The sequence below is a fragment of the Variovorax sp. RO1 genome, from assembly GCF_002849325.1.
Lineage (GTDB): Bacteria > Pseudomonadota > Gammaproteobacteria > Burkholderiales > Burkholderiaceae_C > Variovorax.
The window spans coordinates 165592-180435 of sequence record NZ_PKMT01000004.1; the positions used below are offsets into that span (position 1 = coordinate 165592).

Sequence of the window (14844 nt, forward strand, 5' to 3'; positions counted from 1 at the left end):
GGGACTGACTTGCTTGCTGACTTGTTTACTTGCGGATGCGTACGAGCTCGTCGTTGTAGAGCTTGACGATGGCGGGGTCGTACTGCGCGGCGAACTTGTCGATGACGGGCTTGGCGATGTCTCGCATGCGCTTCTGTTCGGCAGTGCTGAGTTCGTTGAACTGCGCGCCCTTGGCCTGCAGGTCGCCGACGGCCTTTTGTGCGGCGGCACGGCTCACTTGCCGCTGGTAACCGCGTGCCTCGTTGGCCGCGTCGTTCATCATCTTCTGCTCGGCCGGCGTGAGCGAGTCCCAGAACTTCTTGCTCACCAGCACGATGTTGGCGGCATAGACATGGTTGGTCGCGCTCACGAACTTCTGCACTTCGTAGAACTTGTTCGACAGGATCACCGCATACGGGTTCTCTTGCCCATCGACCGCCTTGGCTTCGAGCGCACCGTACAGCTCGGCGAAAGGCATCGGCACCGGGTTGGCCTTGAAGGCCTTGAAGGTTTCGAGGAACACCGGGTTGGGGATCACGCGAATCTTCAAACCCTCGAGGTCTTCAGGCTTGGTGATCGGGCGCTTGCTGTTCGTGACGTTGCGAAAGCCCAGGTCCCAGTAGCCCAGGGCGACGAGGCCCTTCTCGGGGAGCTTGGCGATCAATGCCTGCCCGAGCGGTCCGTCGAGCAGTGCATCGGCCTGCGCGAAGTTGTTCACCGAGAAGGGGAAGTCGACGAGGCCGAACTCCTTGACGATGCCGGCCAGCGAGGTGGTGGCCGGTGCCGACATCTGCTGCACGCCGCCTTGCAGCGCCGACTGCTGCTGCATCTCGTTGCCCAGCTGCGAGGCGGGGAACTCCTGCACCTTCATCTTGCCGCCGCTCTTGGCCGAGAGCAGCTCGGCAAAGCGCTTGACGCCGAAGCTCACGGGATGGTCGGCGTTGTTCAGGTGGCCGAAGCGGATCACGCGCTCCTGCTGCGCCCACGACGGGGCGGTGAGACCGGCGCACAGGCCGGCCACGGCAAGCATACGAAGAAGTTTCACGAAAGGTCCTCAGGCGGGAAGGAAGAAAAAAGGAGAAGAAAGAGGGAACAGAGGTGAAGAAAAAATGCAGGACGGAGGCGATCGTATTTTTGTTGGAAAGAATTTCCATAATGGAAATCCCTTCCCCGAGTTCTGCTACGCTGGCGACCCACGAGCCGCGGGCCTCAGTGCCCGCGTTGACGAGACGACACCCGGAGGACGAAATGAGCGGAATACTGGAGCGCAGCTTCAAGGTGCTGGAACATCTGGCGGAGCATCCCGAGGGGTGCGCGCTGTCGGCGTTGGCCAGCGAATTGCAGATTCCATTGAGTGCATCGCACCGATTGCTCGCGGAGCTCATCCGCTGCGGCTACGTGCGACAAGAGGCGCGCGATGGCCACTACGTGCTGACCATCAAGCTGGTGTCGATCAGCCTGTCGTTCCTCAGCCGCTCGGGCATCGTCGACATCGCGCAGCCGCTGCTCGACCAGCTGGCCTCGACCTCGGGCGAGCTCGTGCGCCTGGCGGTGGTCGACGGTGAAGACCTGACCTTCGTCGCCAAGGCGCAGGGCGCCACGCACGGCCTGCGCTACGACCCCGACATGGGTCTGTCGGTGGCGCTCTCGTGCAGCGCGGCCGGGCACGCGTGGCTGTCGACCCTGGGCGAAGACGACGCGATGGCGCTCGTCGCCAAGAAGGGGCTGGGCAAGCCCGAGGACTTCGGCCCCAAGGCGCCCACGTCGCTCAAGGCCGTGATGGCTTTCGTGAAGGCGGCGCGCCAGCGCGGCTTCAGCATGATCAACGAGGTGTTCGCCCCCGCGATGACCGCCATGGCCGCGCCCGTGTTCGGCGCCGACGGCACGGCGATCGGGGTCGTCACCATCGCGGGCCCGTCGGTGCGGCTCACGCCGCAACGCATGGAAGCGCTGGGGCCGGCGCTGTGCCAGGCCGCCGAAGAAGTGGCGCGCGCCAGCGGGGCCTCGGCGCTGTTCAAGAAGAGGGCGTAGGCCCTGCCGGTTTCACCACCCCCCAGAAAAGAGAAGGAGACATCACCATGAAGACGAAGCATTCGAAGCGCACCTTGCTGCTGGCCGCCGTGGCAGCGACCCTCGCGTTCGCCGCCCCCGGCGCGTTCGCGCAGCTCAAGGAGCGCACCATCAAGTTCGCGTTCCAGAACCAGGCCGGCCATCCGCAGGCGCAGGGCGCGCAGAAGTTCGCCGACCTCGTGGCCGCGAAGTCGGGCGGCAAGATCACCGTGAAGCTGTTCCCCGGCGGCACGCTCGGCGGCGACCTGCAGACCGTGTCGGCGCTGCAGGGCGGCACGGTGGAGATGACCGTGCTCAACGCCGGCATCCTGTCGGCGCAGGTGAAGGAGTTCGCGGCCTACGACTTTCCGTTCCTCTTCAACAGCGGCAAGGAAGCCGACGTCGTCACCGACGGGCCCTTCGGCCAGAAGATGATGGCCAAGCTGGAAGACAAGGCGCTGCACGGCCTGGGCTACTGGGACCTGGGCTTTCGCAACCTGACGAACAGCAAGCGCCCGATCGTCAAGGCCGACGACATCGCGGGCCTGAAGATCCGCGTGATCCAGTCGCCGATCTACATCGACATGTTCAGCGCGCTGGGTGCCAACGCCACGCCGCTGCCGTTCCCCGAGCTGTACCCCGCGCTCGACCAGAAGGCGGTCGACGGCCAGGAGAACCCGAACACGACCATCCTGTCGTCCAAGTTCGCGGAAGTGCAGAAGTACATCACCCAGACCCGCCACATCTACAACCCACAGGCGCTGCTGATCAGCCGCAAGACCTGGGACGGCATGAGCGCCGACGAAAAGAAGATCGTCAACGAGGCCGCCGCCGAAGCGACCGTGTTCCAGCGCCAGGCCTCGCGCGGCGCGGCCGACAGCGCGCTCGACGCGCTCAAGAAGGCCGGCATGACCGTCTCCGAGCTGCCGCCCGAAGAGATGGCGAAGCTGCGCGCCAAGGTGAAGCCGGTGATCGAGAAGTACACGGCCTCGGTCGGCGAGGCCACCGTCAAGGAGCTGATGGCGGAGATCGAGAAGGCGCGCAAGTAGCAGGGCAAGTAGCAGGAAAAGGCACCGAGCGCAGCCGCGGGAGCCGGGTGACATGTGTGTTGCCCGGCCCCCGCCGTGTTTCAAGTTGGGGCGCTGCCACATCAGACACCCCAAACGACGCACCTTCTGAGGGCTTTTCGCCTCAATCTGGTTCTCCAATCCGGCAAAATGCAGGATTCGCATAAGGTTATGCACCGTTTTGGAAAACAGAGGATTGGAATGAAGCACGCATCCGCCGGGGGGTTCCTCGCACACGTCGCACAACGCAACCCCGGACAGCCCGAGTACCTGCAGGCCGTGACCGAGGTCATGGAAAGCCTCTGGCCGTACATCGAAAAGCACCCCAAGTACACGAGCCACAGCCTGCTGGAGCGGCTGGTCGAGCCCGAGCGCGTGATCATGTTCCGCATCTCCTGGGTGGACGACCACGGCGAAGTGCAGGTCAACCGCGGCTTTCGCATCCAGCACAGCCTGGCCATCGGCCCGTACAAGGGTGGCATGCGCTTCCACCCCTCGGTGAACCTGTCGATCCTGAAATTCCTGGCCTTCGAGCAGACCTTCAAGAACGCGCTGACCACGCTGCCCATGGGCGGCGGCAAGGGCGGCGCCGACTTCGACCCCAAAGGCAAGAGCCAGGGCGAGGTGATGCGCTTCTGCCAGGCGCTCGTGACCGAACTGTTCCGCCACGTGGGCTCCGACACCGACGTGCCGGCCGGCGACGTGGGCGTGGGCGGGCGCGAGGTCGGCTTCATGGCCGGCATGGTCAAGAAGCTCACCAACCGCGCCGACTGCGTGTTCACCGGCAAGGGCCTGAGCTTCGGCGGCTCGCTGATCCGCCCCGAAGCCACCGGCTACGGCAACGTCTACTTCGCGCAGGAAATGCTCAAGCGCAAGGGTCGCAGCTTCGACGGCCTGCGCGTGAGCGTCTCGGGCGCGGGCAACGTGGCGCAGTACACCATCGAGAAGGCCATGGCGCTGGGCGCGAAGGTGGTCACGGTGTCGGACTCGAGCGGTACCGTGGTCGACGAGGAAGGCTTCACGCCCGAAAAACTGGCCGTGCTGATGGACGTGAAGAACCACCTCTACGGCCGCGTGAGCGACTACGCCGAGCGCACCGGCACCCGCTTCGTGGCCGGCGCGACGCCGTGGCATGTGCCGGTCGACGTGGCACTGCCCAGCGCCACGCAGAACGAGCTCAACGAGGAAGACGCGCGCACGCTGGTGAAGAACGGCGTGGTGTGCGTGGCCGAAGGCGCCAACATGCCCTCGACCATCGAGGCCGTGAAGGTGCTCGAAGGCCACGGCGTGCTGTATGCGCCGGGCAAGGCCAGCAACGCGGGTGGCGTGGCCACGTCGGGCCTGGAGATGAGCCAGAACGCGGCTCGGCTGGTGTGGACGCGTGACGAAGTCGATGCGCGCCTGCTGCAGATCATGCAGGGCATCCACGAGTCGTGCCTGCATTACGGTTCGCGCGCCGACGGCAGCGTGAGCTACGTGGACGGCGCGAACATCGCCGGCTTCGTGCGCGTGGCCGATGCAATGCTGGCGCAGGGCGTGGTCTGACGCTGCACCGCTGAACGCGACCTCTCTTTCTCGTGTCCCGAAAGCTGCATCTCGCCTGGGCCCTGCTCGGGGCGGCATTCAGCGCCGGCGTTCATGCGGCGGGCGGCACGCAGGTGTTGCCTTGGCACACGCGCGGCGAAGTGCTCGAATACCAAGCCTGCGGCTGTGCCGATGCGTGCTGGGTGGCGCAGGTGCGCAACGTGCGAACGAAGGCGCTGAAAGACCGGCTGCGTTGCGATTGCGAGCGTCTGTTCTACAGGCCCGGTCCGCGGGAACCCGAGCGCGTGGTGTCGCAGCGTTGCGAGCCGAACGACAGCAGCGACAAGTCGCGGGCGATCAGTCAGGCGTTGGAACGCCTGCGCGTCACAGCTCGATGAACGAAGAGGTCGCCTTGTTCAGTGCCAAGCGGCCCTTCGCGGTGATCGATTCCACCTGGGCCAGCTGACGGATCGCGCGTTCGTCGGGCGCGCGCTCCGACGGCGGAATGAATGCAGTCACGAGCTCGGCGGCACGCAGCACGCGCAGCCTGTCGATGTCTGCGGGCGTGTGGAGGACGTATGGCAATTTCTGCTCGGCGATGGTCCGAAGAAATTCCATGGACATGGGGCGTCTCCTTGGGTTGAGGGGAGGGCGGTTCGGACATTGTGCGCACAAACAATTAGCGCTGTGTAAACCCTGCGCCGGGCATGCCTTTGTCGCGTGTACCGAAGTGTTCTTTTTGCAAGCGCAAACGACCCCGGTGTGCCGCTTTGTTTCTGCGGTGTCCGCTTACCGCAGGGCCGCCTGCATCGGCCATGCCGTGGTGTCGGGCCGCAGCAGATGCCAGGCGATCGGATCGATGCCTTCGAAGGTCGCGCGGTAGCGATCGGACAGCCGGTTTTCGTCGGTCACGTCGCGGATCACGATGCCGTCGATGCGCTGCGAATGCGCACGGAACACCTGCGCATAGATCTCGGGATCGGCCTCGCCCGAATCGCCCACGAGCACGAAGCGGCGCTGCGGAAATTCAGCCAGCAGCCGCTCGATCACGCCGAGCTTGTGCGCGCGCGATTCTTCACCGCTGGGGATCAGCGTGCGCCACGTCGTGCTCTCGCGCAGGTGCATGCTGCCGGCGGGAAAGTCGGCATCGCGAATGAAGTCGGTGAGCGCCGGGTACAGCTGGATCGGGCTGCCCGAGAGGTAGTGAAAGCGCGTGCCCGGCGCCTGCGCCAGCGCGCGGTAGTACGCCGCCATGCCCGGCGCGGCCTCGAAGCGGCGCGCGAAGGTGTTCAGCAGCATCTCGCGCCGGTCGCGCACCTGCGTGCGCTTGATGGTGTCGTCGATGTCCGAGATGACCGACACGCCCTGCGCCGGCACGATCTGCGCACGGCCGCGAAAGCGCGGCAGCAGCTCGCCCGGACCGGTCACACCGTGGAACGGCAGCCACTCCTGCGACGCCGGGATGTGCGAGGCCTCGACGACCGCGCGCAGGTTGCTGCGGCCGTCGGCGCCCGAGGGCGGCATCGTGAGGCGCGTGGCCGAGCCGTCGAAGACGACGTCGATCACCTTGTCTTCTTCTGACTCGGCGTGGAACAGCGCGGTGCGCTGGCTGAAGCGCAGCCGCGCGGCCGGCGTGAGCTTCTTCAGGTTCATGCCGAGGTAGCGCGCGAGCGCGGCGTCCAGGCCCCAGCGGTGCTCGCGCTCGAACACCCAGGCATGCACGTCGACCTCGATCCGGCCGTCGGCGGTGGGGCGCGCGGTGCCGGGCATGAAGAGCGCTTCTTCGTCCGACTCCAGCGGCCCGGCGGCGTGCAGGGCCTGCAGCGGCGCGAGGCCGGCGAGCAGGGCGGCACCGGCCAGCACGGTGCGCCGCGAGAGTTGGGGCGAGGTACCGGGCGCGCGGTGCTTGATCGTCATGCAGTGATGCGTTCGTAGGTCACGAAGCTGAAGGGCAGGCCGTCCTTGGCCGAGACGTGCGACTCGCGCTGTGTCTCGCGCCACACGGCCGCGTCGAGCACGGGCGCGTGCGCATCGCCTTCGTAATCGCGTGCGATCTCGGTGACGACTGCGCGCTGGGCCAGTGGTTCGGCTTCGGCGTAGATCTGTGCGCCGCCGATCACCCAGGCATCGGGCAGCTTCAGTGCTTCGCACAGCGCGATCGCCTCCTGCACGCTGCCCACTCGCTGCGCGCCATCGGCGGCCCAGTCGGCCTGCCGCGTGATCACGATGTTCTGGCGACCCGGCAACGGGCGGAAGCGCGGCGGCAGCGAGTCCCAGGTCTTGCGCCCCATGATCACCGGCGCGCCCAGCGTCTGCTGCTTGAAGTGCGCCATGTCCTCCGGCAGGTGCCAGGGAATGGTGTTGTTCGCGCCGATCACGCCGTTGGCGGCGCGCGCGAAGATCAGGTGGATGTTCATGGCAGGTACGGCAGTTTCGTCGGAATCAGAGCGAATCGATCTTGATCAGGCCCACGTTGATCGGTACGGTCGGCGTGCGGATCTCGCAGCCACGGACTTGCGCGAAGCGCTCCAGCAGGCGGGGACTCATGACTTCCGTGTCGAAGAACACGCGCACGCGGGCCAGTTCATTGTGAGGGAAAAGCGTCCCGAGGTAAGACGCATACCGTTCGATGAGCGCGTCTTCGTTGGCTTCTTCCGCAGTCAGTTTTGCATGGCGCACGCGCACGACCAGGATGTTCACGGTGAACACCAGCTCCGCCTCGTTCGCGATGTCGGCGCGGACTGCCCAGCAGCCGTCAATGGCGTCGTCTTCGTCGATCGCCTTGGAGAGCAGCTGCGCGGCCCAGAGCGGCAGCGGACTCAGGGGCTCTTTCAACAGATGGCGCCAGAGTTTCTCCCGGATCTTGTCCAGCTTTTCCGCGGCGAGGTCCAGGCGCTTGGTGAATTCGCGAATCTCGGCTTCGGTGCCATGCGCATGCAGATGCCCGAGGATCTCGCCGTAGCCGGCCACGGCCAGGCGCTTGTCCAGCCGGATGGCGTTGCGCATCTGCTCGATGCCTTCGTTGCGTGCACGTTGCAGCAGCGCACGGCCCAGGCCGTATTGCGCCAGCGCGTCGGAGGCGTGCGCTTGGGCGTGGCGCTCCAGATTCGACAGGCTTTCGTCCGTTGCGTTGATCGCGTCGTCCGCGAGCAGACGCTCAAGCGCATGGCCATCGCCGCCAGGCGCGCCCGCGGGCCATTGCTCCGCCTGCAGGGCCGCCAGCTTCAGATGCTGAAGCCGCCAGGTGGGCGCCGTCTTTTCGTGCCAGCGTGTGTTGGCGGCGGCCAGTTCGGTGGCCCAGTTGGCGCCGAACAGAAGCTCGCCGGCACAGACGGGTTCGGTCCAATGGGGGATGGCGACCGATTGACCGAGGGCCTGAGCGCGGTCGTCGAGCGCGGGATGGCTGTCGTTGCGCCGGGGCGGGCGGCGGCGCGCATCGGCGAGGGCGGCTTCCAACTGAGTGGTGCCCGTGTCGCGCACGAATTCCCCGACGACGTTCCAGAAGGTCCGTGGCGCGTCGATCGATGCGGCCTGCAGTTCGCCCAGTCGGGTACGCAGGTCCGATCGCATCAAGCTGCCGGTGATTTCGAGCTTGGTCAACGCGCGCGCGAGATCGGCGCCGCTCGTTGCCTGGGCCGCGAGCGCATCGGCTTCGAACTCGCAGGCGCGCGACCAGCTGGCAGACATCCGGATGAAGCGCGGCAGGAAGGCCGACGCGATCCAGCGGCGCAGCCGATCGATGCCGCCATCGCGTGCGGGATTGCTGTCGAGATAGATGTCCCACTTGGCGCGCACGTTGTAGATCCAGTGCCCGAGCCGGCCATGGCGGCGCGAGAAGTGCCCGAGCTCATGTGCGACCACCGCCAGCAGTTCCCGATCGGACAGCAGCTTGAGCAGCGGCACGCCGAGCATCAGGGTACGCCGGCCACCGGCCAGGGCCAGAAAGCCGCCGGACTGGTAGGCGGCGGCATTGGGTTCGTCGATCAGCACGACGTGGTCGATCGACGGTGCGTCGAGCTGCTGCCGGAGATCGTCGAGCGCGCGGAAGAAGGTGGGCGCCTTGTCCCGGGGCAGCACCGTGCCGGTGATCCAGACCGTCGGCTGGACGATCCACCAGGTCATCAGGGTGAAGGCGACGCCGGTGGCGGTTGCCACCACGGGGCCGAGAAAGACGCCCTGCAGGATGATCAAGGGAGCCCAGCCCAGCATCGAGGCGCCGACGAAAGTCAGCTCGGCTAGCACGGCGAGCGTTGCCAGCGTCGCGCGCTGGCTGAAAGGGTGGGGCCGGGCCTGGGCTGCCACCGTCACCGCGCGTCGCTCAGGCAGGGCGAGGCGGCCGCGCGGCTTGTTGCCATCACACCGCCACCGGCGCCTTGATCGGATCGCCGTGCTTGTAGTCGAGCACTTCGAAGTCTTCGTACTGGTAGTCGAAGATCGAATCGGGCTTGCGCTTGATGTTCAGCGTGGGGTAGGGGTAGGGGTCGCGGCTCAGCTGCAGCTTCACCTGCTCGGCGTGGTTGCTGTAGATGTGGCAGTCGCCGCCAGTCCAGACGAAGTCGCCCACGTCGAGGTCGCACTGTTGCGCGACCATGTGCGTGAGCAGCGCGTAGCTGGCGATGTTGAAGGGTACGCCCAGGAAGATGTCGGCGCTGCGCTGGTAGAGCTGGCAGCTGAGCTTGCCGCGCTCGCCTTCGGCCTGCGGCGGCGCCACGTAGAACTGGAAGAAGGCATGGCAGGGCATGAGCGCCATCTTCGACAGCTCGGCCACGTTCCAGGCGCTCACGATGATGCGGCGCGAATCGGGGTTGGTCTTCAGGGTCTTGATGACGTCGGAAATCTGGTCGATGTGGCCGCCGTCGGGCGTGGGCCAGCTGCGCCACTGCACGCCGTACACCGGGCCCAGGTCGCCGTCTTCACGCGCCCACTCGTCCCAGATGCTGACGCCGCGCTCCTTGAGCCAGTTGTTGTTGCTGGAGCCGGTCAGGAACCACAGCAGTTCCTGGATGATGGATTTGAGGTGCACCTTCTTCGTGGTCACCAGCGGAAAGCCCTCGTTCAGGTCGAAGCGCATCTGGTGGCCGAACACGCTCTTGGTGCCCGTGCCCGTGCGGTCGCTCTTGAAGACGCCATGGGTGTCGACATGGCGCATGAAGTCTTCGTACTGGGAGCGGATGGGGCGGGTGGACGAGGTCATGTTGGGAATTTTACGGGGCGGCGCTAGCATCGGCCGATGACCGGCCATGACCACTCCCACGACTCCCACGACCATTCCCACGACCACAGCGAACTCGGCGAGATGGACCTGCGGGTGCGCGCCCTCGAAAGCGTGCTCACCCAAAAGGGCTACATCGACCCCGCCGCGCTCGACGCGCTGATCGACACCTACCAGACCCGCATCGGCCCGCGCAACGGGGCGCGGGTGGTGGCACGGGCCTGGGTCGACCCAAGCTTCCATGAATGGCTGATGGCCGATGCCACGGCTGCGATCGCCTCGCTGGGCTACACCGGCCGACAGGGCGAGCACATGGTGGCCGTGGCCAACACCGACGACCAGCACCACATGGTCGTCTGCACCCTCTGCAGTTGCTACCCCTGGCCCGTGCTCGGCCTGCCACCTACCTGGTACAAGAGCGCGCCGTACCGCTCGCGCGCCGTGAAAGATCCGCGCGGTGTGCTGGCTGATTTCGGCACCACGCTGCCCGAGAACACCCGTATCCGCGTCTGGGACTCGACCGCCGAGGTGCGCTACCTCGTGATCCCGCAGCGCCCCGCCGGCACCGAAGGCTGGAGCGAGGACGAGTTGGCGGCGCTGGTCTCGCGCGATTCGATGATCGGCACGCGCGTGGTCGAGGCGCCGTCTGCAAGGAGCGCCGCATGACCTACACGACCCACGCCGACCTCGGCGGGCAACCCGGTTTCGGCCCCGTCACGCCCGAGCCTGAGGGCGAGCTGTTCCATGGCGCCTGGGAGCCGCGCGCGCTGGCGCTCACGCTGGCCATGGGGGCCACCGGCTCCTGGAACATCGACACCAGCCGCGCCGCGCGCGAGACGCTGCCCGATTACCGCGACCTGAGCTACTACCAGATCTGGCTCGGCGCGCTGGAGCAGCTGATGCTGCAGCGCGGCCAGGTCTTCGCGGACGAGATCGCGTCGGGCGAGATGCACCATCCGGCCGCCTCGGTCGCCCGCGTGCTGCAGGCCGCGAACGTGCCCGCCGTGCTCGCCAAGGGCTCGGGCACCGAACGCCCCGCACCGGCGCCCGCGCGCTTCGCGATCGGCCAGTCCGTGCGCATGCACCTCGGGCGCGTCGACCACCACACGCGCCTGCCGGGCTATGTGCAGGGCAAGCGCGGCACGATCGAACACATCCACGGCGCGCATGTGTTCGCCGATGCGAACGCGCAGGGCCTGGGCGAGCAGCCGCAATGGCTCTACACCGTGGTCTTCGACGAGGCCGAACTGTGGGGCGGCGACGCGCCGCGCCAGAACCTCGCCGTGTCGGTCGATGCGTGGGAAAGCTACCTGGAGCCCGCGGCATGAAGGCGAACGACATGCCGCCACTCGCGCTCGCCCCGGGCATGCCGCGCGACGCCGACGGGCCGGTGTTCAGGGAGCCGTGGGAGGCGCAGGCCTTCGCGATGACACTGGCGCTGCACGAGCGCGGCCTGTTCAGCTGGGTCGAATGGGCCGAGGCGCTGGCCACCCAGATCACCGCCGCGCAAGCCGCGGGCGACCCGGACACGGGCGACACCTACTACCGCCACTGGCTTGCGGCGCTCGAAGGCCTCGTGGCCCGCAAGGGCGCGAGCTCCGGCGACGAGCTGGCCCGTTACCGCCACGCCTGGGACCACGCGGCGGAGCGCACGCCGCACGGGCAGCCGATCGAGCTGCGGGGCGAAGACTTCGCCGGCTGAGTGTTTTGTCTTGCTCCTTCCCCCGCTGGGGGAAGGTTGGGATGGGGGCAAGCGGCGCTGGTTCGGCGCAGTGCTTCATCGAGCGCCGCGTGCCCCCACCCCGGCCCTCCCCCGGGAGGGGAGGGAGAAATACCCGGGAGCCTTAAACGCGGATCACGCGCCCTGGGTTGAGGATGTTCTTCGGATCGAGCCCGCGCTTGATCGCCCGCATCATCTCCAGCGCCACCGGCGACTTGTGCTTCTCGAGCTTGTCGACCTTGAGCGAGCCCACGCCATGCTCGGCCGAGAACGAGCCGCCGAACTGCTCGACCGCGTCGTAGACCAGCGTGTTGATGCGCTCTTCCTCCTTCTTCAAAAACGCCTTGGTGTCGATGTTCTCGGGCGCCTGCACGTTGTAGTGCAGGTTGCCGTCGCCCAGGTGGCCGAAGTTGACCAGCCGCACGCCGGCGATCTCGCGCTGGAGCAGCGCGTCGGTCGCTTCCACGAAGGCCGGGATGCGCGACACCGGAATGGAGATGTCGTGCTTGATGTTCAGCCCCTCTTCGGCCTGCGCGAGAGGAATGCTCTCGCGAATGTGCCAGAGCTGGTGCGCCTGCGTGAGGTTCTCGGCCACCACTGCGTCGCTCACGCAGCCGTCTTCAAACGCGGTTTCGAGCAGCGCTTCGAAGCGCGCGCGGGCGTGGTCTTCGGACTCGCTGTCGGAGTTCTCGAGCAGCACGCAGTAGGGCACCGCTTCATCGTTGATGAAGGGCACGCGCAGCTGCGGCATGTGCTTGTCGACCAGGCTCAGCGCAAACTTGCCCATCACTTCGAAGCCCGTGAGGCCCGAGCCCAGGTGCTTGTGCGCCAGGCCCAGCAGCGTGACCGCGTGGTCGAGCGAAGGCACTGCCGCCCAGGCCGTGAGCTGCGCGGCGGGCAGCGGGTACAGCTTCATGGTCGCGGCGGTGATGACGCCCAGCGTGCCTTCGCTGCCGACGATCAGGTCGCGCAGGTCGTAGCCGGTGTTGTCCTTGCGCAGGCCGCTCGTGCCTTCCCAGATTTCGCCCTGCGGCGTGACCACTTCCAGGCCCAGGCACAGGTCGCGCGTGTTGCCGTAGCGCACCACCTGCGTGCCGCCCGCGTTGGTGGCCAGGTTGCCGCCGATGGTGCAGCTGCCCTCGGCCGCGAGGCTCAGCGGGAACAGGTAGCCGGCCTTCTCGGCCGTCTCTTGCAGGGTCTGCAGGATGCAGCCGGCCTCGACGGTCATCGTGAGGTTGGCTGCGTCGATGCTGCGGATCGCGTTCAGGCGCTGCAGGCTCAGCACCACCTGCGTGCCGCTGTCGTCGGGAATGGAGCCGACCGCCAGGCCGGTGTTGCCGCCCTGCGGAATGACGGCCGTGCCGGCCGCGGCGCAGGCCTTGACCACGTCGGCCACCTGCTGCGCATTGGCCGGGCGCACCACGGCCAGCGACTTGCCGCGCGCGCGCTTGCGCCAGTCCTGCTCGTAGGCGGTGAGGTCGCCCTCGTTCAGCACATGCGAGGCGCCGACGATGGCGCGCAGTTGGTCGATCAATGCGGTGTTGGCAGAAGAAGTCATTGGGCGGAAGCCTCCAGTTGACGGGCAGCAGCAGCGGCCTTGGCGTGGCGCAGGCGAAGGCGCACATGCCACGCGCAGGCCGCGAAGAGCACGAGGCACAGCAGCACCTCGATGAGCGCGAGGATCTGTCCCACGCCGTTGGTGTCGCTCCAGGCGCGCACCACGCCTTCGGTGAAGTAGAGCCAGATCATCAGGCTGACCCAGCGGTAGGTGTACATGCGGTTCTTGTAGAGCCCCGCGAGCGGAATGACCAGCGGCAGCACCTTGAGCGCGAGCAGCGAGCCGCCCGGACGCAGCGGCGCCAGCCACAGCTCCCAGGCCAGGCCCAGCACGATCAGGCCGACGAGGCTGCCCACGGCAAACCAACGGGTGGCGCGGACGGAAGAGGGAGGAAGCGGCTGATTGGCATTCATGAGCGGGATACCGCGGAACCGGCTTTGCCGGGCCGCTGGTATCGCCCCCGGTGAGGGGGTTGGCGCAGCGACACGAAGTGCGCGGAGACTGGGGGAGAGTTCAACTCCTATGATACCGGCCATGAATCGTCGGCAGCTTTGGAGGGATCTTTCGCGCTTTCCTTGGCGCAACACCGCAGCCGTGCTGGGCGAGCGTTTTCGCGAAGACCGCCTCGGGCTCACGGCCAGCAGTCTGACCTTCACCACGACCATCGCGATGGTGCCGTTCTTCACGGTGGCGCTCGCGCTGTTCACCGTGTTCCCGATGTTCGCCACCATGCAGGGCCGCCTGCAGCGCTGGCTGATCGAGAGCCTGATTCCCGACAACATCGCGCGCCAGGTGCTGGGCTACCTGAACCAGTTCGCGAGCAAGGCCGGCGGCCTGGGCATCGCGGGGCTGGTGGTGCTGCTGATCACAGCGATTGCGCTGATCCTCACCGTCGACAAGACGCTCAACAACATCTGGCGCGTGCGCACGCCGCGGCCGTTGGCGCAGCGGGTGCTCATCTACTGGGCCACCATCACGCTCGGGCCGCTGATCCTCGCGGTGAGCCTGTCGACCACCTCGTATGTGTTCACCGCCTCGCGCGGCGTGGTGGGCGTAAGCATCGTGAAGCTGGTCTTCGACACCTTCGAATTCGTGCTGCTCGCGGCCGGCATGGCCGCGCTGTACCACTACGTGCCGAACACCACGGTGCGCTGGTCGCACGCCTGGGCCGGTGGCCTCTTCGTGGCGGCCGCCATCGAGATCGCCAAGCGTGTGCTCGGCTACTACCTGAGCCTGGTGCCGACCTACTCGGTGCTGTACGGCGCCTTTGCCACCTTTCCGATCCTGCTGGTGTGGATCTACGTGGCGTGGGTGATCGTGCTGCTGGGCGCCGTCATTGCGGCCTACCTGCCGAGCCTGTTGGTGGGCGTGGCGCGCCGGGGCGGTGCGGCGGGCTGGCCGATGCAGCTCGCGATGGAGGTGCTGCAGCACCTGGCGCGCGCGCGGGCCACGCCAGCCAAGGGCATGGGCGCGAGCGAGCTGCTGACGCGCATGCGGGTCGACGGGCTGCAATTGGTGCCGGTGATCGACACGCTGGTGCGGCTCGACTGGATCGCGCCGCTGGCCGAAGAGCCCGCCAACGAGGACCCGCGCTACGTGCTGCTGGCCGACCCGTCGACGCCCATCGAGCCGCTGCTGCGCGAGCTGCTGATGCCGCGCGCCGAGCCGCTCGAAGACCTGTGGCAGAAGGGCCCGCTGCACACGCTGCGGCTGGGCGACGTGCTATTGATCTAGG

At 67.1% G+C, this 14844-nt stretch carries 16 protein-coding genes; 8 read left to right on the plus strand and 8 right to left on the minus strand.

Annotation, left to right across the window (positions count from 1 at the left end):
* Nucleotides 1-25: 25 nt before the first annotated feature.
* On the minus strand, nt 26-1009 hold the full coding sequence (locus tag CY658_RS21045) for a TRAP transporter substrate-binding protein (protein ID WP_101492045.1): 984 nt from the start codon (nt 1007-1009) through the stop codon (nt 26-28).
* A gap of 218 nt (nt 1010-1227) precedes the next feature.
* Here CY658_RS21045 and CY658_RS21050 point away from each other — a divergent pair, with 218 nt between their 5' ends.
* The 4 genes from CY658_RS21050 to CY658_RS21065 all read left to right on the plus strand — a co-directional run bounded on the left by CY658_RS21050 (nt 1228) and on the right by CY658_RS21065 (nt 5017).
* Complete coding sequence (locus CY658_RS21050; RefSeq protein ID WP_101492046.1) at nt 1228-2010, plus strand: IclR family transcriptional regulator; 783 nt, start codon at nt 1228-1230, stop codon at nt 2008-2010.
* A 47-nt stretch (nt 2011-2057) separates the two neighbouring features.
* The gene (locus CY658_RS21055) at nt 2058-3077 is read left to right on the plus strand and encodes a TRAP transporter substrate-binding protein (RefSeq protein WP_101492047.1); all 1020 of its coding nucleotides are present in this window, start codon (nt 2058-2060) and stop codon (nt 3075-3077) included.
* A gap of 219 nt (nt 3078-3296) precedes the next feature.
* Nucleotides 3297-4640, plus strand: coding sequence for an NADP-specific glutamate dehydrogenase (gene gdhA / locus CY658_RS21060; RefSeq protein WP_099796058.1), 1344 nt, complete (start codon nt 3297-3299; stop codon nt 4638-4640).
* A 32-nt stretch (nt 4641-4672) separates the two neighbouring features.
* Entirely contained in the window at nt 4673-5017 is a 345-nt protein-coding gene (locus CY658_RS21065) for a hypothetical protein (RefSeq protein WP_101492048.1), read from the plus strand.
* On the opposite strand, the gene CY658_RS21070 is transcribed toward CY658_RS21065, so the two are convergent.
* The 5 genes from CY658_RS21070 to CY658_RS21090 form a co-directional block, all read right to left on the minus strand.
* Nucleotides 5004-5243 carry a hypothetical protein gene (locus tag CY658_RS21070; protein ID WP_101492049.1) on the minus strand — a complete coding sequence of 80 codons (240 nt, stop codon included), beginning with the start codon at nt 5241-5243 and terminating at the stop codon, nt 5004-5006. The genes CY658_RS21065 and CY658_RS21070 overlap by 14 nt on opposite strands.
* 165 nt (nt 5244-5408) lie before the next feature.
* The gene (locus tag CY658_RS21075) at nt 5409-6536 is read right to left on the minus strand and encodes a phosphatidate phosphatase App1 family protein (protein ID WP_101492050.1); all 1128 of its coding nucleotides are present in this window, start codon (nt 6534-6536) and stop codon (nt 5409-5411) included.
* Nucleotides 6533-7036 (minus strand): dihydrofolate reductase, encoded by a 504-nt coding sequence (locus CY658_RS21080; RefSeq protein ID WP_101492051.1) that lies wholly within the window; start codon nt 7034-7036, stop codon nt 6533-6535. The genes CY658_RS21075 and CY658_RS21080 overlap by 4 nt, the downstream gene beginning before the upstream one ends.
* A gap of 25 nt (nt 7037-7061) precedes the next feature.
* Nucleotides 7062-8927 (minus strand): M48 family metalloprotease, encoded by a 1866-nt coding sequence (locus CY658_RS21085; protein WP_101492052.1) that lies wholly within the window; start codon nt 8925-8927, stop codon nt 7062-7064.
* Nucleotides 8928-8973: 46 nt separating this feature from the next.
* Nucleotides 8974-9813, minus strand: a complete 840-nt coding sequence (locus CY658_RS21090) for a thymidylate synthase (RefSeq protein ID WP_101492053.1) — start codon at nt 9811-9813, stop codon at nt 8974-8976.
* Between the two features lie 36 nt (nt 9814-9849).
* Here CY658_RS21090 and nthA point away from each other — a divergent pair, with 36 nt between their 5' ends.
* Genes nthA through CY658_RS21105 form a run of 3 tightly spaced genes read left to right on the plus strand, consistent with a single transcriptional unit; the run spans nt 9850 to nt 11533 of the window.
* The gene (nthA, locus tag CY658_RS21095; RefSeq protein ID WP_101492054.1) at nt 9850-10497 is read left to right on the plus strand and encodes a nitrile hydratase subunit alpha; all 648 of its coding nucleotides are present in this window, start codon (nt 9850-9852) and stop codon (nt 10495-10497) included.
* Nucleotides 10494-11159 (plus strand): nitrile hydratase subunit beta, encoded by a 666-nt coding sequence (gene nthB, locus CY658_RS21100; RefSeq protein ID WP_101492055.1) that lies wholly within the window; start codon nt 10494-10496, stop codon nt 11157-11159. The genes nthA and nthB overlap by 4 nt, the downstream gene beginning before the upstream one ends.
* Entirely contained in the window at nt 11156-11533 is a 378-nt protein-coding gene (locus CY658_RS21105; protein WP_101492056.1) for a nitrile hydratase accessory protein, read from the plus strand. The genes nthB and CY658_RS21105 overlap by 4 nt, the downstream gene beginning before the upstream one ends.
* Nucleotides 11534-11675: 142 nt before the next feature.
* On the opposite strand, the gene CY658_RS21110 is transcribed toward CY658_RS21105, so the two are convergent.
* Both CY658_RS21110 and CY658_RS21115 read right to left on the minus strand, forming a co-directional pair.
* Nucleotides 11676-13109, minus strand: coding sequence for an FAD-binding oxidoreductase (locus CY658_RS21110; RefSeq protein ID WP_101492057.1), 1434 nt, complete (start codon nt 13107-13109; stop codon nt 11676-11678).
* On the minus strand, nt 13106-13522 hold the full coding sequence (locus CY658_RS21115) for a DUF2069 domain-containing protein (RefSeq protein WP_101492058.1): 417 nt from the start codon (nt 13520-13522) through the stop codon (nt 13106-13108). Before CY658_RS21115 ends, CY658_RS21110 begins: the two co-directional genes overlap by 4 nt.
* Nucleotides 13523-13631: 109 nt before the next feature.
* Here CY658_RS21115 and CY658_RS21125 point away from each other — a divergent pair, with 109 nt between their 5' ends.
* Nucleotides 13632-14843 (plus strand): YihY family inner membrane protein, encoded by a 1212-nt coding sequence (locus tag CY658_RS21125; RefSeq protein WP_101492059.1) that lies wholly within the window; start codon nt 13632-13634, stop codon nt 14841-14843.
* Nucleotide 14844 lies beyond the last annotated feature (1 nt).